The 18,079-nt window shown below is 44.9% G+C and carries 18 protein-coding genes; 3 read left to right on the forward strand and 15 right to left on the reverse strand.

Annotated features, from left to right (window positions below):
* From CLV27_RS01290 to CLV27_RS01320, 7 genes are all read right to left on the reverse strand, one after another.
* Entirely contained in the window at window positions 1-375 is a 375-nt protein-coding gene (locus CLV27_RS01290; RefSeq protein WP_132525027.1) for a MerR family transcriptional regulator, read from the reverse strand.
* Between the two features lie 108 nt (window positions 376-483).
* Window positions 484-1,428 (reverse strand): ADP-glyceromanno-heptose 6-epimerase, encoded by a 945-nt coding sequence (gene rfaD / locus CLV27_RS01295; RefSeq protein ID WP_132525029.1) that lies wholly within the window; start codon window positions 1,426-1,428, stop codon window positions 484-486.
* Window positions 1,425-1,736 (reverse strand): hypothetical protein, encoded by a 312-nt coding sequence (locus tag CLV27_RS01300; protein WP_132525031.1) that lies wholly within the window; start codon window positions 1,734-1,736, stop codon window positions 1,425-1,427. Before CLV27_RS01300 ends, rfaD begins: the two co-directional genes overlap by 4 nt.
* Before the next feature lie 9 nt (window positions 1,737-1,745).
* Window positions 1,746-2,750 carry a 3-dehydroquinate synthase II gene (locus CLV27_RS01305; protein ID WP_132525033.1) on the reverse strand — a complete coding sequence of 335 codons (1,005 nt, stop codon included), beginning with the start codon at window positions 2,748-2,750 and terminating at the stop codon, window positions 1,746-1,748.
* Window positions 2,751-2,752: 2 nt separating this feature from the next.
* Entirely contained in the window at window positions 2,753-3,439 is a 687-nt protein-coding gene (locus tag CLV27_RS01310) for a YggS family pyridoxal phosphate-dependent enzyme (protein WP_132525035.1), read from the reverse strand.
* On the reverse strand, window positions 3,417-4,535 hold the full coding sequence (locus tag CLV27_RS01315) for a hypothetical protein (RefSeq protein WP_132525037.1): 1,119 nt from the start codon (window positions 4,533-4,535) through the stop codon (window positions 3,417-3,419). Before CLV27_RS01315 ends, CLV27_RS01310 begins: the two co-directional genes overlap by 23 nt.
* A complete protein-coding gene (locus CLV27_RS01320; RefSeq protein WP_132525039.1) occupies window positions 4,536-4,943 on the reverse strand; it encodes a PaaI family thioesterase in 408 nt (135 codons plus the stop codon).
* Window positions 4,944-4,983: 40 nt separating this feature from the next.
* Between CLV27_RS01320 and polX the strand changes: the two genes are divergently transcribed.
* Together polX and CLV27_RS01330 are read left to right on the forward strand one after the other, a co-directional pair.
* A complete protein-coding gene (gene polX, locus CLV27_RS01325) occupies window positions 4,984-6,708 on the forward strand; it encodes a DNA polymerase/3'-5' exonuclease PolX (RefSeq protein WP_132525041.1) in 1,725 nt (574 codons plus the stop codon).
* Window positions 6,709-6,787: 79 nt separating this feature from the next.
* Window positions 6,788-7,297, forward strand: coding sequence for an Hsp20/alpha crystallin family protein (locus CLV27_RS01330; protein ID WP_132525043.1), 510 nt, complete (start codon window positions 6,788-6,790; stop codon window positions 7,295-7,297).
* Window positions 7,298-7,330: 33 nt separating this feature from the next.
* Here the strand turns inward: CLV27_RS01330 and CLV27_RS01335 are convergent, their stop codons facing one another.
* Window positions 7,331-8,464: an iron-containing alcohol dehydrogenase family protein gene (locus tag CLV27_RS01335; RefSeq protein ID WP_132525045.1), complete on the reverse strand. Its 1,134-nt coding sequence runs from the start codon at window positions 8,462-8,464 to the stop codon at window positions 7,331-7,333.
* Window positions 8,465-8,553: 89 nt separating this feature from the next.
* Between CLV27_RS01335 and rgy the strand changes: the two genes are divergently transcribed.
* Window positions 8,554-12,120 (forward strand): reverse gyrase, encoded by a 3,567-nt coding sequence (rgy, locus tag CLV27_RS01340; RefSeq protein ID WP_132525047.1) that lies wholly within the window; start codon window positions 8,554-8,556, stop codon window positions 12,118-12,120.
* Here rgy and truB read toward each other — a convergent pair.
* The 7 genes from truB to pilM all read right to left on the reverse strand — a co-directional run bounded on the left by truB (window position 12,092) and on the right by pilM (window position 18,078).
* Window positions 12,092-12,805 carry a tRNA pseudouridine(55) synthase TruB gene (gene truB / locus CLV27_RS01345; protein WP_338047270.1) on the reverse strand — a complete coding sequence of 238 codons (714 nt, stop codon included), beginning with the start codon at window positions 12,803-12,805 and terminating at the stop codon, window positions 12,092-12,094. The genes rgy and truB overlap by 29 nt on opposite strands.
* A 133-nt stretch (window positions 12,806-12,938) precedes the next feature.
* Window positions 12,939-13,538, reverse strand: coding sequence for a hypothetical protein (locus CLV27_RS01350; protein WP_132525049.1), 600 nt, complete (start codon window positions 13,536-13,538; stop codon window positions 12,939-12,941).
* Window positions 13,539-13,549: 11 nt separating this feature from the next.
* Window positions 13,550-15,469 (reverse strand): type IV pilus secretin PilQ, encoded by a 1,920-nt coding sequence (gene pilQ, locus CLV27_RS01355; protein WP_132525051.1) that lies wholly within the window; start codon window positions 15,467-15,469, stop codon window positions 13,550-13,552.
* A 4-nt stretch (window positions 15,470-15,473) separates the two neighbouring features.
* A complete protein-coding gene (locus tag CLV27_RS01360; protein WP_132525053.1) occupies window positions 15,474-15,899 on the reverse strand; it encodes a hypothetical protein in 426 nt (141 codons plus the stop codon).
* A gap of 2 nt (window positions 15,900-15,901) precedes the next feature.
* Window positions 15,902-16,495 (reverse strand): type IV pilus inner membrane component PilO, encoded by a 594-nt coding sequence (locus tag CLV27_RS01365; RefSeq protein WP_132525055.1) that lies wholly within the window; start codon window positions 16,493-16,495, stop codon window positions 15,902-15,904.
* A complete protein-coding gene (locus tag CLV27_RS01370) occupies window positions 16,479-17,042 on the reverse strand; it encodes a PilN domain-containing protein (protein WP_132525057.1) in 564 nt (187 codons plus the stop codon). Before CLV27_RS01370 ends, CLV27_RS01365 begins: the two co-directional genes overlap by 17 nt.
* Complete coding sequence (pilM, locus tag CLV27_RS01375; protein WP_132525059.1) at window positions 17,029-18,078, reverse strand: type IV pilus assembly protein PilM; 1,050 nt, start codon at window positions 18,076-18,078, stop codon at window positions 17,029-17,031. Before pilM ends, CLV27_RS01370 begins: the two co-directional genes overlap by 14 nt.
* Between the last annotated feature and the right edge of the window lies 1 nt (window position 18,079).

Here is an 18,079-nt window from a genome sequence, read left to right on the forward strand (position 1 = left end):
CTACCTCCTTTTTAAGATTTCAAGCAGCTTCTTAACATCAAGTTCCTCAAACTCCATCTCCTCTAAAAGGGAGATGAGAATATCCTTAGCAGCCTCATCAAGCTGCTCGGCAATTGCAGTGAAAAGTTTCTCAAGGTCATCCTCAAGTTTTAAGATAAGGTGCGTTCCAGCTACGTTCACCCCTCTTTCCCTCGTGAGAGAGACTATCCTCTTAACGCGTATCAAGTCCCTCTCTGAGTAAAGGCGAGTCCTGCCAGCAGTCCGCGAGGGCTTTATAAGACCCTCATTCTCGTAGAACCTGAGGGTCTGGGGGTGAACGCCGGCAATTTTTGCAACGATGCTTATCATGTAAACTGGAGTATCCTTGTCAATCACCGCCTTTCCCTCCCATTTCCTTATAATATGAATTTAGCTATGCTAAATGATAATGTCAACTATCTTAAAAAAACTTTTTAAGTTAAACAGAGGAAAAAAAAGAAGGGACTAATAGGGAAGTTTATTAACGTTAACGTTTTCCTTTATCCACTTAACGTAAGCTGGAATACCTTCCTCTATCTGGGTCTGGGGATACCACCCTAAGATTTCTTTTGTCTCTGTTAGGTCGGCCTCTGTGTAGTTCTGGTAAAAGTCGTAAGGGTTGTCAAAGTACTCGGTCTCTACTTCCACTCCCAAGGTTTTCTTGATTATTTCAACAACCTCGTTAAAGCTCCTTGCCCTCCCCGTTCCAACGTTTACAACTCCACTTTTTTCGGCAAAGAATCCCCTTATGTTTGCCTCAACGCAGTCCATCACGTAGACGAAATCCCTCTTCTGCTCCCCCCACTTAAAGAGTCTCGGCCTTTTACCCTTTAGTATCTGAACGGTGAGCTGAAGAACCATGCTGGCCATCTTACCCTTGTGGGTCTCCCTTGGACCGTAGACGTTAAAGTACCTAAGGCCGAGAACGGGAACGGTCGGGTTTTCTTTCACAAACCGGTAGGCTACCCTGTCCATTGCAAGCTTTGAGAAGCCGTAGACGTTTTCAGGTTTCAGCCCCTCATTAACTTTCATGGGAGGCTTGGTGTTCCCGTAAACAGCACCAGAGGAGGCATAAATGACGTTTGCCCTTGCCTCTTTTGCAACCCGCAGTATGTCTTTAAAGGCCTCACAGTTAACTTCCATCATTCTTCTTTGGTTCATGTCGGTCGTATCAACGTTGGCAGCCTGATGGAAAATAGCGTTAAAGCCGTACTTCCTTAGTTTCTCTATCGTCTCTGGCTCAGTTATTGAACCAGTTATTATTTCTCCCTCAAAGTCAATCAGGTTCTTAAAGTGTCCAGAGGAAAAGTCGTCAAGAACAAAAATCTCCCAGTCTGGAAACCTTTTTTGGAGCTCCAAAGCCAGATTAGAACCTATGAACCCTGCTCCTCCTGTAACGAGAACTCTCATTCTCCAAGCTCCCCCTTTAAGTTCGCTTCAAATCCCTGCTCCTTAAAGAAATTCACCAAGGCCTTAGCGTACCTTTTAGCCAAGCTCCACCTGTAAAAGGTAGCGTAAGTGGCAGCTTCAACGAGCTCATCTCCTTCAAAAATTACAACCGAAACACCCCACTTAAAGTTCTTTAAAGAGTCATCGGTATATACCCTCTGAACGAAAACATCACATACTTTTCCAGCTTCTCCCAGTATCCTACCGAGCTCCTCAGGAGACTTACCGAGGGCATCAGCCATTAACTCTCTAAAAAACTCCTCTGCCACAGCCTCCTCCTACTTTTCTACGATGCTTTCTTTAACCTTCATTCCGAAGTGTCTTCCGGGCTCTTCTGTGTAGGCAAGAACTTCGTCCCCCTCTTTTAGCTCAACAACGGAAACGGGAGTGCCGTCAGGCCTTGTAAGCCTTATCGTTTCTGCGTTCTGTAGGATTGCAGATACCCTTTTACCCTCCTTGGTTTCTGCCTCAATTAGGAGCATTGGACGCTTTTCAACCTTCGCCCTTCCGACGCAGACAATCTTTCCTTCACCTTTATAGTTGTAAATCATTATCTCGTCGCCACTTTCTATCTCAGAAAGGTACTTAGTTCTACCTCCGGGAAGCTTAACGTACATGTGGACAGCTCCGGCGTTTACCCTAAAAGGTCTTGCAGCAACGTAAGGGTTTGACTCAGTTTCTGCGTGAACTAAGAACATTCCGGCAGAGGAGTTTCCAACGAGAGCTCCCTCACCCCTTGTCATGTTTGAACAGGTGTCAATACAGACCCTATCGCACATACCTAAGGGCTTTACCCTCTTTATCCTTGCAACCTCAAGCTTAACGTTCTCGCCGGCAAGGTTTATCGCCTCTCCGGCAGCCTTTATCTCGTTTACGTCCTCAGTGTCAAGGACAACTCCTTTAACACCCTTTTCAAGGATTGTTATTGCTGTCTTTGCCTCTTCTGCGTTCCTTACCCAAGCGTAGACGTTATCGCCCTGAGCAAGGAGGTTTTCTAAGGGAATGATAGTCCAGTCGGTAGTCTTAACGATGACGTTTTTCCCCTGCTTTAGGAGTTCTGCAGCCCTCTCTTCATCCTGCTTACCCTTTATCTCAACGATAACGAAATCCTCACCGAGCTTGTAGTCCCCGTCGGGAGCTATCGTCTTAACCCTTGCGAGCTGTTTTACTTTCGCACTCTCTGGCTCTGTAAGGAGAAGGGCAAAAACTCCAGACTCAAGGGCTGACGTTACAACTTTCTTGTTGTTGGGGTCTTTCACGTAAACGATAAGTTGCTTTTTCATTTTTAATACCTCCTCTCTCCGAATATAGCCGTCCCTATTCTTACAATTGTTGCTCCTTCTTCAATGGCCACCTCAAAGTCGTGGGACATACCCATAGAAAGTTGAGGAAGAGGAACTCCGAGGCTATCCTGAAGTCTATCTCTTATCTCCCTCAGTTTCTTAAAGTAAGGTCTGACATCCTCCGGGTCGTCCAAGTAGGGAGGAACGGTCATTAAGCCTTCAAGCTTTAAGTGCTCTTTACCAAGTATGTAACGGGCAAGAGGCTCTACTTCCTCTGGGCTACAGCCGTGCTTTGTCTCCTCAGGGGAGAGTTTTACTTCAATAAAGACCCTCATGACCTTTCCAAGTTGAGAGAGCCTCTTTTCAAGCTCGTCAACGAGCTTTTGTCTATCAACAGTTTCAATAACGTCAAAGAGCTTAACTGCATACTTTACCTTGTTGGTCTGAAGGTGGCCTATCATGTGCCACTCTGCAGGGAGCTCCTTTAAAACCGGAATCTTGTCCCTTGCCTCCTGAACCCTGTTCTCACCAAAAAGTCTTATTCCGGCCTCAAAGGCCTCTTTTATCTCCTCAGGAGTTCTCGTCTTTGTAGCAGCAAGGATTTGGACTCCTTCAGGATTCCTTCCAGCCCTCTCACAGGCGTTAACTATTCTCTTCCTAATCTCTTCAACGTTCCTCGCTATCGTCATCTTCAAGCCTCTCATAGACTTCATCTGCAAAGAACCAGAGGTCCTCGCTGAGCTCTGACTCAGCGTTATCCATAAAGCCTTTTGTCGTAGATAGATAACCAAGCTTAAAGACGTTAAAGCTTGCAGCTACAAAGCCTTCCTTTGAGAAGTCTTCACCGTTATACCTGAGGATATCAAGCTCAACGAACCTGTTTATCCCGTAGTTAAAGCAAACCTCGGTAACCTTCCTCCAGAACTCAAAATTGGACTTTTTAAAAATTAACCTCGTCTTCCTCGTCTTTATAGGCTTTCCACTCTTGTAAAAGAGCTGATACCTTAAAGCTATTTTTAGGCCATAACCGTCGCCGGTAGGAACTAACTCAATGTCTCCTTCCTCTACGGGAAGGAGTTTTACGTAGTAACCCAACCTTTCTGCTATGGGGGATGAGTACTTGGCACTGTTAAATATATCTACTAAGTGGTTCACCTCTTCAAGGATGGCGTCAATCTGGGGTTCTGACTGAGTATCTGGAAACTCAATCCTTTCCCAGAGCTCTCCAGAAAAGAGAACCTCCCCACTTAACTCATCAACTAAAACAACAGTTCCGGGCTTTAAAGTTAACGTTCTGCCGGTAGAGGAAATTAACCTTGCCTCCCTGTTTAAAACGGCTATCTGGAACTGTCTCTCTTCAGGCTGAGAGTCAAGCTCTTTCTTGTCAAGAGCTAAAGGCTTTCCCTTATAGACACCGTAAATAAAGTTATCATCTTCCTCTGAAACAACTACGACGCTACCCTGTAGAAGGTGAAGAGTTCCTTCTTCAGTTACAGCTTCAACTTCACCGGTTTCAACTAAACGTAACCTTAGCTCTCCGGTAACTGTAAACTCTGGAAGGTTGACCTCTGTAAAGTCAAGGTTGACCCAACCGTTTTCTCCCTTTCCCCAGAAGGAGAACTTTCCGTAAAGGGTCTGAACTTCTCCCCTTCCGAGAGTTCCGACAATTTCCCCGTTAGGAGCTGACCTAACAGAGGTGGCCTCTGTCAAAATTTTAAATTCACTTCCGTAAACGGGATAGAGGGAAAGAGCTACAAAAATCAAAGAGAGGAAAAACTTTCCCATTTACTTCTCCCTTAAAACGAACATGAGGGCCTCTGCCTCTGCTAATTTTTTACCGTCAGAGAGCCTTACCATTTCAGCCCTTGTTATCTTGAATCTTTTACGCTCCTCAACGATTTCAGCTTTAACCTCAACCTCTTCACCGACGTAGAGAGGTTTGTGGAACTTTACAGTTATCTTTCCTGTAAGGAAGCGCTCCTCAAGGTTCTGGAGGTAGGCCATAGCTTCATCAAGTATCAGTGAGATAATTCCACCGTGAATTACGTTATCGTAACCTTGGTAGTACTTGGGCAGGGAAAAGCGGGCGTAGACTTTCCCATCCTTCCTTGTAAAGTTAAGGTGCATTCCCCTTGGGTTGTCCTTACCACAGACAAAACAGTAGTTATCTCTACGCAGTTCCTTTCCTTCCATAGCACTGGAAATTATAATAGAAATGAAAGTGAGGTAAAAAATGAAAAACAAAGAACTGGCAGATATTTTTGACAGGTGGGCAGACATCTTAGAGTTTATGGGGGATAACCCCTACCATGTTCGCGCCTACAGGAATGCCGCAAGGCTGATAAGAGACCTATCGGAAGATATTGAAATCTTAGCCAAGGAAGGAAGGCTCACATCACTTCCCGGAATCGGTCAGCGACTTCAGGCCAAGATACTGGAGTTTTTAAGGACGGGAAAAATTTCAGAATTTGAAAAGTTAAAGCACCAAGTTCCAGATACAATCTTTACCCTCCTTGACATTCCGGGGGTAGGGCCCAAAACCGTAAAAGTTCTTTACGAAAAGCTCGGGATAAGAAGCCTTGAAGACCTTAAAAGGGCTATTGAGAGGGGAGAGCTCCTAAAGCTCCCCGGCTTCGGAGCTAAGAAGGTTGAGAAGATAAGGAAGGGGATAGAGCTCCTCGAAAAGAGCTCCGGTAGGATACTCCTTGGCGTTGCAGTCTTCATAGCAGATAGAATCGTTAACCAGCTAAAGGAGCTCCCTGCCGTAGAGAGAATCTCCGTCTGTGGCTCTACAAGGAGGATGAAGGAGACGGTAGGGGACATAGACATACTGGCAACTGGGAAAAACGAGGAAATCATAAAGGCCTTTGTAAACCTACCCAACGTAAAAGAGGTTCTCTGGCAGGGGACTAAAAAGGCAAGCGTTATCGTTGAAGAGGGGGAGCAGGTTGACCTGAGGGTCATTGAGAAGGACTCCTACGGAGCAGCCCTTCAGTACTTTACAGGCTCAAAGGCCCACAACATACACCTAAGGACGTTAGCCCTAAAAAGTGGCTATAAGCTAAATGAATACGGTCTCTTTAAAGGGGATACTCTGATAGCAGGAAAGAGCGAGGAGGAAATTTACAAGAGCTTAGGTATGGACACGCCACCACCGGAAATAAGGGAGAACACCGGAGAGATTGAGGCTGCACTTAACCACTCCCTCCCTAAGCTCGTGGATTACACAGACATAAAGGGAGACCTTCACGTCCACTCAAACTGGTCTGACGGTGCATCAACGATTGAGGAAATAGCCCTTAAAGCCATTGAGATGGGCTATGAATACGTAGCAATTACAGACCACTCCAAATCTTTAAAGGTTGCCGGGGGGCTTTCTGAGGAGGAGTTCCTAAAAAGGAACGAAGAGATAGACAAACTAAACGAAAAATTTAAAGGAAAGATAAAAATCCTAAAAGGCATAGAAGTTGACATACTCCCCGATGGGAGTCTTGACCTTAGCGATGAAATCCTTTCTCAGCTTGACTTTGTAGTTGCAGCTATACACTCCCGCTTTACTCAGGACAACACAGAGAGAATCTTAAAGGCGATGGAAAACCCCTACGTAAACGCAATAGCCCACCCGACAGGAAGGATAATCGGACAGAGGGACGGTTACCCCCTTGACTTAGAGACCCTCTTTAAAAAGGCAGCAGAAACGAGCACTGCCCTTGAAATTAACGCCTACTACAACCGTTTAGACCTAAGGGACTCCCACTGTCGCTTGGCTCAGGAGTTTGGCGTTCACTTTGTCATAAGCACCGACTCCCACCACGTAGACCACATGTGGATGGTCAAGTTAGGAGTAGGAACGGCAAGGAGAGGCTGGGTTCAGAAAAAGAGTGTCCTCAACGCCCACCCACTAAGGACACTACTGAGGTTCGTCAAAGAAAAGAGAATGAAATTCGGCGTTAAATGAGACTTGCATTACCGAGAAAAGAGGACTAACTTAAAAGTAGAATTTAGATTACTTAAAAAACCATTTGAAGGAGGGAGAGATGTTTGGAGGATTCTTCGGAAGAAGGAGGGGATTTGACCCCTTTGAAGATATCTTCAGGCAGTTCCAAGAGATGGAAAGGCTCATGTCTGAAATGATGAGGGGCTTTGGAACTTTTGGCAGGGAGTTCACCTTTGAGTCAAGCTTTGAGCCAAGAATTGAGATGTACGAAACTCCAGACGAGGTTGTCGTAAAGGCAGAAATGCCCGGCCTTGACAAGGACAGCATAGACGTAAGGGTAAGGGACAACTACCTGATTATCCGTGGCGTCAGGAAGCAGGAGAAGAAGGAAGAGAAAGAAAACGTCTTCTTCAGTGAGAGCTTCTACGGTGAGTTCCAGAGGGTAATTCCTCTTCCGGTAGAGGTTAAGGAGGACGGCATAGAGGCCATATACGACAGGGGAATCCTTGAGATTAGGCTTCCTAAGGCCGACTCCGCAAGGAGAGAGGTCAAAATCATCGTTAAAGAGCCGGAAGAGGAAAAGAAAAAGGACAACAACGATAAGAAGTAAAGTTAACGGGGAGACCCTCCTTCGGGTCTCTCCTTAAAGGTTCTTCTTAAGCATTTCTCTCACATCCCTTTCTGTAGGTATCCGAGGAAGGTTACCCATAAGAAACTTCTTTTCCATAACGAGGTTAACAAAGTCTGGTATATCGGACTCCGTAAGTCCAACCTCCTTTAAGCTCTTTGGAATTCCAAGGAAAGAGAGGAACTCCCTTAACTTTTCTAAGACTCTGTAAACGTCCCCTTCAAACCCCATTAACCTTCCTATTTCTTCAATCTCCTCCTTTGCAGAGAGGCCGTAGAACTCAAGGACGGGAACTAAAAAGACTCCGTTTGCAAGGCCGTGGGGAACTCTGTACATTACGCCAAGGACGTGGGCCATCGTGTGGACAAGTCCAGCACCGGCGTCTGCTATGGCCATCCCACCAAGAAGGCTTGCAAGCATCATGTTTTCCCGAGCTTCAATGTCCCTCGGGTTTCCGTAGGAACGGGGTAAGAACCTACCTATCAGCTCTATGGCCTTTCCGGAGTAGAGCTTAGAAATTTCTGTAGCCCTCTTTGAAACAAAGGCCTCTACGGCGTGGGTTAGAGCGTCAACCCCGGTGTTTGTCGTTACTATGGGAGACATAGTAACCGTTAGCTCTGGGTCATCTATCGCAAGGACGGGATATAAGTAGCGGGAAATGAGGGGGGCTTTTTTGAACCTTCTCCTGTCTGTAAGGACGGCGTAAGGGGTAACTTCTGAGCCCGAGCCGGAGGTTGTCGGCACGGCAACGAGTGGAACTCCCGGTTTTTTAAAGGCCTCTGGAACGCCGATAAACTCTGAGAGCTCCCCCTCGTTTGTAAGCATCACAGAGACCACCTTTGCAACGTCTAAGGGGCTACCCCCTCCGACAGCGATGAGGAGCTCCGGAGAAAACTTCTTTACCTCCTCAATAACCCTTAAAGCAACCTCAACAGTCGGCTCTGGCTCAACAATATCAAAAACCTCTACCTTACCGTTTATGTGTTTTTTGATAATTTCAACGTAGCCGTTACTAACAGCAGATTTTCCACAGATTACGGCCACCTTCTCAGTGCTAAGGCCTAAGCTCTCTATCTCCTCTCCAATTCTGTGTATGGTCTTCCTTCCAAAAACGACCTTTGTAGGCATAAAGTGCTTTATAGTTCTCATAGCCCTTCTCCATCTCAAAGTTTAGGAACATTATAGCCTAAGGGAGTTTGTGATACACTTTTTTAAGTTTTAAAAGTGGAGGAAAGGAAGTGAAAATAGCCGAATTTCATAGAATGTGTCCAAACTGTGAAGGAATAATATCCGACGAAAGGTTAAAGGCAGGACTTCCCTGTGAAAGCTGTCTTAAGGAGAAAATTAACTACAGAAATCCGAGCGAAATCTGTAAGGCCTTAGGGGATAAGCTGTTAAACTTTGAGGATATATGTAAGCTTGATGCCTTTACAGAGGACTATTCACGCTTTTTCAAAGAAAAAACCGGTTTTACTCCTTGGAGTCTTCAACTTACTTGGGCAAAAAGGGTTGCACTAAAAAAATCCTTCACGATGATTGCCCCTACGGGGGTTGGAAAGACAACTTGGGGACTCGTTACCTCTGCGTACATAGACGGTAAGGTCTACATCCTCGTCCCGACAAAACTCTTAGTCCTCCAGACTGTTCAAAAACTTTCTAAACTAACCGACAAAAAAATAGTTGCCTACACTGGAAAGAAAAAGGAAAAAGAGGCAATCCAGAGTGGCGACTACGACATCCTGATAACCACGACAAACTTCCTATACAGGAACTTTGACATTATTCCAAAACCCTTTGATTTTGTCTTTGTTGATGATGTTGACTCACTGCTAAAAAGTGCAAAGAACATAGATAAAGTCATAAAGCTACTGGGATTTACCGACGAGGACGTAAATACTGCACTAAGAGTTATTGAGCTTAAAGGTCTTGCTGCAAAACTCGGAAGTAAAGCAGACAAAAAAATCTACGAGGAAATAAAGGAACTTGAAGAGCGCCTTTTAGAAAGGAGAAAGGAGATAGAAAACGTCCTCGTTGTCGCTTCGGCCACCTCACAGCCAAGGTCAAAGAGGGTAAAGCTATTTAGGGAGCTCCTTGGCTTTGAAGTCGGAAAGTCGGCTACAGCCCTAAGGAACGTTGAGGACGTTCTGGTCTATACAGAGAGCAACCACTTAGCCAAAGCTGTTGAGTTCATAAAAGAGTTTGGCAGTGGCGTCTTCGTCTTTACTTCTGCCGACATGGGAAGGGAGTACGTTGATGAGGTTGTTGAGTTTTTAAACAGGAATGGAATTAACGCAATTTCCTACGAGAGATTTACACCGGAGGGGCAGGAAAGTTTCGTAAAAGGGGAGATACAAGCTGCAGTCGGAATAGCCAGCTACAGGAATCCCCTTGCAAGGGGTATAGACCTGCCTCAGGCCGTCAGGTACGCCATCTTCTTGGGCGTTCCCAAGATGGAGTTCAGCATAAAGCTGACACTTTCTCCTTCTAAGCTCTTCGGGGTTCTCCTGGCGATAAGGGAGCTCCTACCACAGGAAGAGCAGACAAAAGTTGCCTCTTACCTCTCCTTCCTCAAGAAGTACTTAGGTCTAAAGGAAGAGACTATAAAGAGCTCCACAGTAAAAGAAAGACTTGAAAAGGTAAAAGAGTACATAGAGAGCTACCTAAGCAACCCTGAATTCCTTGAAAAGGTAAAGAAGTCTGAAACCGTCTCCTTAAAGGAAAAGGAAGGAGAGCTCTACATCGTTGTAGGAGATGCTGCCGGCTACATTCAGGCCTCTGGCAGAACCTCAAGGATGTTCGCAGGAGGACTTACAAAGGGCGTTAGCATTATGTTCGTTGACGACTTAAAGGCCTTTAACTCATTAAGGCGAAGGGTTCACATCTTCCTTGAGGATGTTTCCTTTAGAGTCTTAAACGTAGAAAGGGGAAAGGAGCTCTCTGAGAAGTTTGGGCTTCCACTAATTGAAAAGGAAGAGCTCCTTAAAGTCTTTGAAACCGTTGACAGGGACAGGAAGAGGGTAAGGGAAATCCTTGAAGGAAAGGTAAAGGCAGAAACGAAGAACCTACTAAAAACGGCCTTAGTCGTTGTTGAGTCCCCGAACAAGGCAAGAACCATTGCAAACTTCTTCGGAAAGCCGGTCAAAAGGAGAGTTAGGGACGTTGACGCCTACGAGATAAACATAGGAAACAAGCTCTTACTCCTCACAGCATCAAAAGGACACGTCTTTGACCTAACGGTTAGGGATGGAATCTGGGGAGTAAAAGAGGAGGAAGGTAGGCACATACCGGTCTACGACACAATAAAGTACTGTACAAAGTGTGGGGAACAGACAACAGAAGAGCACTGCTCAAAGTGCAGCGGAAAGCCCGACGTGGACAAACTCACCACAGTAAAAGCCCTTAGGGATTTAGCCCTTGAGATAGACGAGGTCTATATAGCCAGCGACCCGGATACGGAAGGGGAGAAGATAGGTTGGGACGTTGGAACTGTCCTAAAACCCTACCAGAAGAACATGAAAAGAATGGAGTTTCATGAGGTAACAAAGAGAGCCTTCCTTGAAGCCCTTGAAAACCCGAGGGAGCTGGACGAAAACCTTGTAAAGGCTCAGATAGTCCGTAGAGTGGCAGACAGGTGGGTAGGCTTTTCACTAAGCCAGCACCTCTGGAAGGTATTTAAAAAGTTCTGGCTCTCTGCCGGAAGAGTCCAGACACCGGTTCTCGGCTGGGTTATAGAGCGGTACAGAGAAAGCAAAGAAAAAGTAGGAATACTGACGGTAGAAACAGAGGCCGGAAGCTTTAAGTTCCGCTTTGAGGACATAAAGGCCTTTAAAGAAGCCGTAGCCGACAAGGTAAAGGTAAGGGTAAAGAGGAAAGAAGTTGTTGAGAAGAATCCCCTCCCACCTTTTAACACGGGGGAGCTCCTAAAAGAGGCCTCCCGAATCCTCGGACTTTCAGCAAACGACGTGATGGAGATAGCTCAGGAGCTCTTTGAAAACGGATTCATCACCTACCACAGGACGGACTCCACAAGGGTTTCTACTGCCGGTATGGGAGTTGCAAAGGAGTACATATCCGAAAAGTTTGGAGCAGAATTCCTGAAACTTAGAAGCTGGGGGGAAGGTGGAGCTCACGAGTGTATAAGACCGACAAGGCCTCTTGACGTAAACGGTTTAAGAACCCTTGTAACCGTTTCAGGCTCTACCTCCACGATGACAAAGAACCACTACAGGGTCTACGACCTAATCTTTAGGCGTTTTATGGCCTCTCAAATGATTCCAGCAGAGGTTGAAACCGTTGAGTTAGCCGTTAAGTTGCTCCCCGAAAACATTGAAGTTGAAGAGGAAAAAGTTACGTCCATAGTTAAAGAGGGCTGGAATCTCTTAGTTCCCTTAAAGGTTGAACCTTTCCCGACAGAACTTAAAGAGGGCGAAACCTACTACCTTAACGTTCTCTCATTCACAAAAAGGCAAGTTCCCAAAGTATTCCCATACACCCAAGGTGAACTCGTTGAAGAGATGAGAAAGAGAGGTTTGGGAAGACCTTCAACCTACGCCAAGATAGTCCAGACCCTCCTTGACAGGCGCTACGTCGTAGAGAAAGGGAAGTTCCTATACCCGACAAAACTTGGAATAGACGTTTACACCTACCTTTCAAATAAGTTTCCCGAGTACACCTCGGAAGAGTTCACAAGGGAGCTTGAATCCCTCATGGACAAGGTTGAGAGTGGAGAGGAGGACTATCAGGAGATACTTAAAAGGCTCAAAGTCGTGCTCCAGTTCACTCGACTAAAACCTTCTCAGGTTTAAGAGAACCGGATTTAACAACACCTATACCCAAGAAAGTCCCCTTAGAGTAGACCTTATAGTGGCCTTCCGAAAGGTTCAATCTTATTCTTCCTCCGTTTTTAAACAGTCTTGCTTCCCTTTCGCCGAGCTCTACCTCTGGAAAGTCAATCAGACTGTCGGGGGGAAGAATGTAGTGAGATATGTTCTCCCTGTTCAGTTTCTCAAGGGGGACGGCGTCCTCAAGAGAAACGTTTCCTACTCTTGTTCTTCTCAGCTCAACGACAACGGCATCACAGCCGAGAGCTCTCCCTATATCGTGAACGAGTGAGCGAATGTAGGTCCCCGAAGAGCAACAGACTTCAAGGGTAAAGTCGGGGTAGCTAAATTCAAGGAGTTTCAGGGAATAAATTGTAACGCGACGAGGGGGGAGCTCCACCTTTTCCCCTTTCCTTGCAAGCTCGTAGGCCCTTTTACCCTTTACACGAATTGCTGAGAAAGGAGGAGGAACTTGCTCAATCTCTCCGGTAAAGTTTTTCAGAACTTCCCCGAGTTTTCCCTCCTCTACCTTTTGACAGGGAACTTCTTTTACCTCACCGTCAACGTCGTAGGTGTTACTTGAAAGCCCCAAACGTCCCTTAACAACGTAACACTTATCCTTTTTAAGCAAATACTCTGAAAGCTTCGTAGCCTTACCAATAGCCAGAATGAGAACCCCAGTGGCAAGGGGGTCAAGGGTTCCCGTATGGCCTACCTTTACATTTAGTTTTTTTTTACCCTATTAACAACTTCAAAAGAAGTTAAATTAGTTGGCTTATCTATAACTAAGAACCCCATCATTTTTATCCGCCCGTAGTACACATATCGTTAGTTTCATAAATAAAGTTAGCAAACTCTATAAAAGTCTGATAGGGAACAGTTATTTTCGTAACTCCATCATCTCCCACGTAGACGAGGTTTACTTTAAGAGTGAACAAAAGTGGCTTTCCGTAAGTGCTGTAGTATCTTTCCATCTCTTCTACTAACGTACTACTTAGGGAAATTGCTCCTTCAGCTTCCCCTCCTTCGGAAAGGTCAACAGATTCAACTGAAATAAGGCTTGAAAGGTACTCTAAGGTGTTTCCATCCTTAAGTTCATCTGGAAGAGAAGAAGAAGGTAATAGTTCCACTGTTGTATCCACAGGAGAGAAATGAAAGTTTTGTCCTCCACAGCCTGAAAAGTCCAAACAGTAATCATAAGAAACCTTAAAAGTAAAAGTTAGAGGAGGTGGAATTGTATATGCAAGACAGATAGAATTCGTATCATCCCAGTTAGCACAACACTTAACGTCTTGCTGTTTCACCCCTCTCTGAAGCTCAGAAAAATAAATGCTCTCACTTCCCATTCCTCCACCACAGGCCGGGAGGAAAAGAAGAAGAGATGCTAAAAGAAGCTTTCTCATTGTACCCCCCACTACTCAACAATTTCTGGAGTTATAAATATCAAAAGCTTTCTATTTACAGTCTCTATATGCTCGTTCTTAAACAGCCATCCAAGAAGAGGTATCTGGGATATTATCGGAACGGCGTTCTTATTCCCTTGCTTTATCTTTTCATAGATTCCTCCAATTACAACAGTCTCCCCAGATGAGACTTTCACGCGGGATTTAACGTTCCTCGTATCAATAGCCGGTTCAGCAGTTCCTCCACCGTACTGAGGGTTAGGAGAGTCTTTCCTGACCTCTATATCCATTATGATTTGGCCATCGTTAGTTACGTGGGGCTTCACTTTAAGAATTAAAGAAGCTTTCTTAAACTGGAGCTGGTAAGTAGTTGTTCCTCCAGAGCCAACGGTTGCTTCCCTATAAGGAATTTCTATACCCTGCTCAATGGTCGCTTCCTCGTTGTCAAGGGTTAAGACCTTTGGACTTGAAACAGTTTTGGCATTTCCGTCAACTTCCAAGGCTTTTAAGGCAAGTTCAACTTTTAGAGTTTGGGTTGGGTTCAAGATTCCAAGGGCTAAAGTTCCGGGTTGGGCAGGAATTTGAGAGACCTTTCCAAAAGTGTCGGGAGTTATTATCTGGGTGAAACCTGCATCCTCTTTCCAGAAGCCGTAACTACCGCTTAAGTAGGTAGAGTGAAAGCTATCTCCAAGTCTATCGTAACCGCTAACAAACCAAGAAAAACCTAAGTCCTTCGTGGCAGAGTTCTCCACCTGAACAATCTTTGCCTTTACGAGAACCTGCTTAACGGGTCTGTCAACCTTCTTTACAATCTTCATTATCTCCCTGTAGTGGGACTCTGTAACCTTCAAAATCAGCGAGTTTGTCTCCTTGTTTACGGTTATAACCTCTCTCTTGTCGCCCTTGATTAGCTTTTCAAGGTCATCCTTGAGCTTCTTAGCGTCGGCATAGTTTAGGGGAACTATGAAGGTTCTAACAGGTTCTGTAATTTCTTGCTTTATTATCTTGGTCTTAGGAAGTATCCTCATGTAGTCCTTAGTTTCCTCATAGGTGAGTCCAAGGGGGTCAAGAACCGCTCTTAAGGCCTCCTTCCAGTAGACAGGCTTTTTAAAGTTAATACTAACGTTTCCTTTTACTTCTGGGTCAAAAACAACGTTTACTCCAGCTACCTCAGCGATGGCTTTAACGACTGCTCTAACGTCAGCGTTCGTGAAATTTAAAGAAACTTTTGTAGATTCTTCCTTCTGAACTGTCCCCGCAAGGGCTTTCTTTGCTGAACCGCCGTAGATGTTGAGAATTACTTTGCTTCCTTTCGTTGTGAGCTCTACCCCTTTAACGCCCGGGAATAAGGTTACATCTATAATTCCCCCTTCCCGAACGGAACGCACTTTCACAAGCTTAACGAAGTTGGAGTAAGGGGAAGAGCTCTCCTCCTCAAACTTTACGCCAGCAACTTTTATTTCAAAAGTATTCCCTTTACGAAGGTAAGATACTCCCAGAGGCTTCACCTTTAAATCAAATACTATCCTCTCTCCCTTGGGAATGCGGGAAACTGTAATTTCCGGCTTCACGTAATTAAAAGGCTTTACAACAATCTTTATGGTGTCATCAGAAACGCTTGCTTGAACCTTTCCTTCCTGCTTCAGCCTTATGCTAAGGAGGGTATCTCCATTAACGGGCTTTATATCAACCTTTTCTATCAGGTCTCCTCTCTCTCCTATCGTAAAGGGCCTGCCTATCTTGCAGTTTTCAAGCTTGTACTCTATGTTCTTTCCTCTGCTAAGCAGCGGAACTGCTTCACACTCCCCCTCTTTTTGAAAGTCTATTTCAAGGACTTCCCCGTCAAAAACCGCATCAACCTTTTTTATCGTCCCCGCTTCCGCAACACCAGCAGAGAGCAGGAAAACTAAGGGAAGAAGCCACCTGTTCATTATTTTATCCCTCCGTATCTACTTTGAGAGTTACGGTCTCCTTCTTTATTTTTCCACCTTCCATTACGTACTTTGTAAGAATCACCGTGTCAAAGGTTATCCTCTTTATCACCGTATCGGGAGCAACAGCATCACCTTCCTTAAGGAAAAAGGTTCTACCGGTAGTTGGATCGGTTACTATTAGACGGTAAGAACCTTTGCTTCCTATAATTCCTTCAACGGTGTAGCTATCAAGGCTTTCTGGAAGAACTGGCTCAAATCTGTTTACAGTTACCGGTTTATTGAGAACAACCTTCTGACCCTGAGCAGCCATTGAAGCTAATCTCTTCTTAACAGCGCTCCTTACGGGGTCTGCAAAAGGGTCTGTCTGAGCATGAACCGCCGAAAGAGGAACTAAGAGTGCAAACAAAGCCCCCAAAAGAAGTCTCATCCCTACCTCTTTAGGTTAAAGGCTTTTATTTGAAGTTCAACTAAAGTTGTGTACCTCTCGTCTTCCAACTTTTTATCTTTTTCGTCAACTTCTATCGCCTTTAAAGAGAGGTCCCCAAAGTTTAAGATTCTGTTTGCTCTTGAAAGTTTTTCGCACCAAGAGAGGAACTCGGGATAGGTAGCCTTCAGTTTGAGGGAGTAAGGGACTTCCACGTAGTACTTCTTTTCTACGGGAGCTCCCCTCTCAATACTGACAACCTGAACGCCGCTGTCAGCATCGGAGATGGACTTTATAATTCTGCTCACATCTTCCCTACCGGAAGGCAACTCAGACTCTATCTGTTCAATTCTCCTTTCAAGTTTCCGGATAGTCTTCTCAAGGTCAAGCTTCCTTCTCTCTATAGTCTTAAGCCTGTTAACAACTAAAGAGAGGGATTCCATTCTCCTCTTTTCAGCCTCTAAGGTATCCTGAAGGGGAACGATGCGAATGTAGTAAAGTAAAGCAAAGATAATCGCTCCTATAGCAGAGATGATTAGCCACTTCTGCCACCGTGGAATTTCCAACCAACGCTCGTAAAGGCTAATTAGAAACTCCATTTTTTAGCTCCGCACTCAAGCTAAAGTTGTAGTAATTTACCTTAAAGTTGAGCTTCTCCTCCTCAAAAGTTTCCAACTTCGCTTCTTTGAAAGTTACCGTTCCTAACTTTCTGTCAACTTTATCTATAAAGCGGTACATTTCCTCTAAGGTTTTGCAGTTTCCTTCCAGTTCAAGCTGATTGCCTTTTACAGCTAAAGAAGTTAACCAAACCCCCTGCATGTTCTCAGGGTCAGCGAAGAAGTAGAGGAAAGCGGGAACTTTTCTCCTTTCACTAAGCTCACGAACGATAGCAAGTTTCCTCTCAAGCTCCTGCTGCTTTTCCCGGAGGACTTTTTCCTGCTTTTCTATTTTCCTCAGTCGCTTCTTCTCAGCCTCTAACTGGGCTATTCTGCTCTTCACTACAGATACTTCCTCTTTTAGGTTGCTCTCCATCAAAGCGCCTACTGCTAATGCAAGAAACACGATAAGTACCGCAAAGATAACATCCGGCTTTAGGTACTTTTCAAGGCGTGACTCTTTAACATCAGCAAAGTTAAACCTTAGCATTGCTGTCACCCTTATACCTTAGGCTTAGTCCAACAGCAACCTCGTACTCCTCGTAACCCGCTATCCCGGCAAAACTAAAGGGAAAGCCCACCAGAACATCCTTCCCCGTTAGCATCCTGAACTCTTCAACAAGTCCCCTAATTTTTGAAGAACCACCGTAGAGGTAAATGGTATCAACGTCTAAGTTAAATCTGTCTTTAAAGTTCTCTATGGTCCACATGGTTTCGGTAGCTATCTTTTTAATGGACTTTGTGATAACTCTTTCAAAGGCCTCCTCATAAGTGATTTCCTTAACGTTGTTCCCCCTCTTAAGCTCTTCTGCATCCTCCATACTGAGCATAAACTCTTTTTGAAGTTGCTCTGTTATGGAAAACCCTCCGAGCTCCAAGTTCCTCGTCGTGTAAGGGTATCCCCCAAAACTAATCACTATCTTCGTAAAAGAAGCTCCTATGTCAACTATGCAGACAGGAACATTCGTGCTCTCTGGATGGTTGAGGTAGAACTGGTTATTTATAGCTGCAGGCTCTATGTCTATAACAACGGGATTAAGACCTGCGTGGGTTAGAACGGATATCCTCTCGTCAAGAAAGTCCTTTTTAACGGCCGCTATTGCTATGTCAACTGTATCCTGTTCTATGGAAATTGGAAGTATTTTGTAGTCTATCTTAACCTGAGAGAGTTCTTCCGGCGTGATTATGCTCTGCATATAGTTCATTACGGCTTCTTCCGGATTTTTTGAAGAGGGAATACTTATAACGCTGTAAAAGCAGGCAGCGAGTGGAACGTGAATAGCAACATCCCGCTCACTTACGTTGTTCTCTTCAATGAGCTGTCTTATGTAGTTAGCAAGGACAAATCTATCAATTATTTCTGTTCCTGCAAAGACCTGCTCATCGTATACAAGCTCTCCGTAAACGACAGGCTTAAAAGCGTTCTTTTTCTTCTCAAGTTGAACAAGTTTGAGGCTGTAAGTACCTATATCAATAGCCGGAAGGTGATATCCTCCTCCCTTCAAGAACCTTATTAACCACTTCATT

The organism is Phorcysia thermohydrogeniphila (assembly GCF_004339575.1).
Lineage (GTDB): Bacteria > Aquificota > Aquificia > Desulfurobacteriales > Desulfurobacteriaceae > Phorcysia > Phorcysia thermohydrogeniphila.

Bases quoted from the DNA above. Each gene is read 5' to 3' on its own strand.
- CLV27_RS01320 (WP_132525039.1), bottom strand. From the start codon at position 4,943: ATGGAAGGAAAGGAACTGCGTAGAGATAACTACTGTTTTGTCTGTGGT.
- CLV27_RS01305 (WP_132525033.1), bottom strand. From the start codon at position 2,750: ATGAAAAAGCAACTTATCGTTTACGTGAAAGACCCCAACAACAAGAAA.
- CLV27_RS01330 (WP_132525043.1), top strand. From the start codon at position 6,788: ATGTTTGGAGGATTCTTCGGAAGAAGGAGGGGATTTGACCCCTTTGAA.
- rfaD (WP_132525029.1), bottom strand. From the start codon at position 1,428: ATGAGAGTTCTCGTTACAGGAGGAGCAGGGTTCATAGGTTCTAATCTG.
- pilM (WP_132525059.1), bottom strand. From the start codon at position 18,078: ATGAAGTGGTTAATAAGGTTCTTGAAGGGAGGAGGATATCACCTTCCG.
- pilQ (WP_132525051.1), bottom strand. From the start codon at position 15,469: ATGAACAGGTGGCTTCTTCCCTTAGTTTTCCTGCTCTCTGCTGGTGTT.
- CLV27_RS01365 (WP_132525055.1), bottom strand. From the start codon at position 16,495: ATGGAGTTTCTAATTAGCCTTTACGAGCGTTGGTTGGAAATTCCACGG.
- CLV27_RS01370 (WP_132525057.1), bottom strand. From the start codon at position 17,042: ATGCTAAGGTTTAACTTTGCTGATGTTAAAGAGTCACGCCTTGAAAAG.
- CLV27_RS01350 (WP_132525049.1), bottom strand. From the start codon at position 13,538: ATGAGAAAGCTTCTTTTAGCATCTCTTCTTCTTTTCCTCCCGGCCTGT.
- polX (WP_132525041.1), top strand. From the start codon at position 4,984: ATGAAAAACAAAGAACTGGCAGATATTTTTGACAGGTGGGCAGACATC.
- CLV27_RS01335 (WP_132525045.1), bottom strand. From the start codon at position 8,464: ATGAGAACTATAAAGCACTTTATGCCTACAAAGGTCGTTTTTGGAAGG.
- CLV27_RS01315 (WP_132525037.1), bottom strand. From the start codon at position 4,535: ATGGGAAAGTTTTTCCTCTCTTTGATTTTTGTAGCTCTTTCCCTCTAT.
- CLV27_RS01360 (WP_132525053.1), bottom strand. From the start codon at position 15,899: ATGAGACTTCTTTTGGGGGCTTTGTTTGCACTCTTAGTTCCTCTTTCG.
- CLV27_RS01310 (WP_132525035.1), bottom strand. From the start codon at position 3,439: ATGACGATAGCGAGGAACGTTGAAGAGATTAGGAAGAGAATAGTTAAC.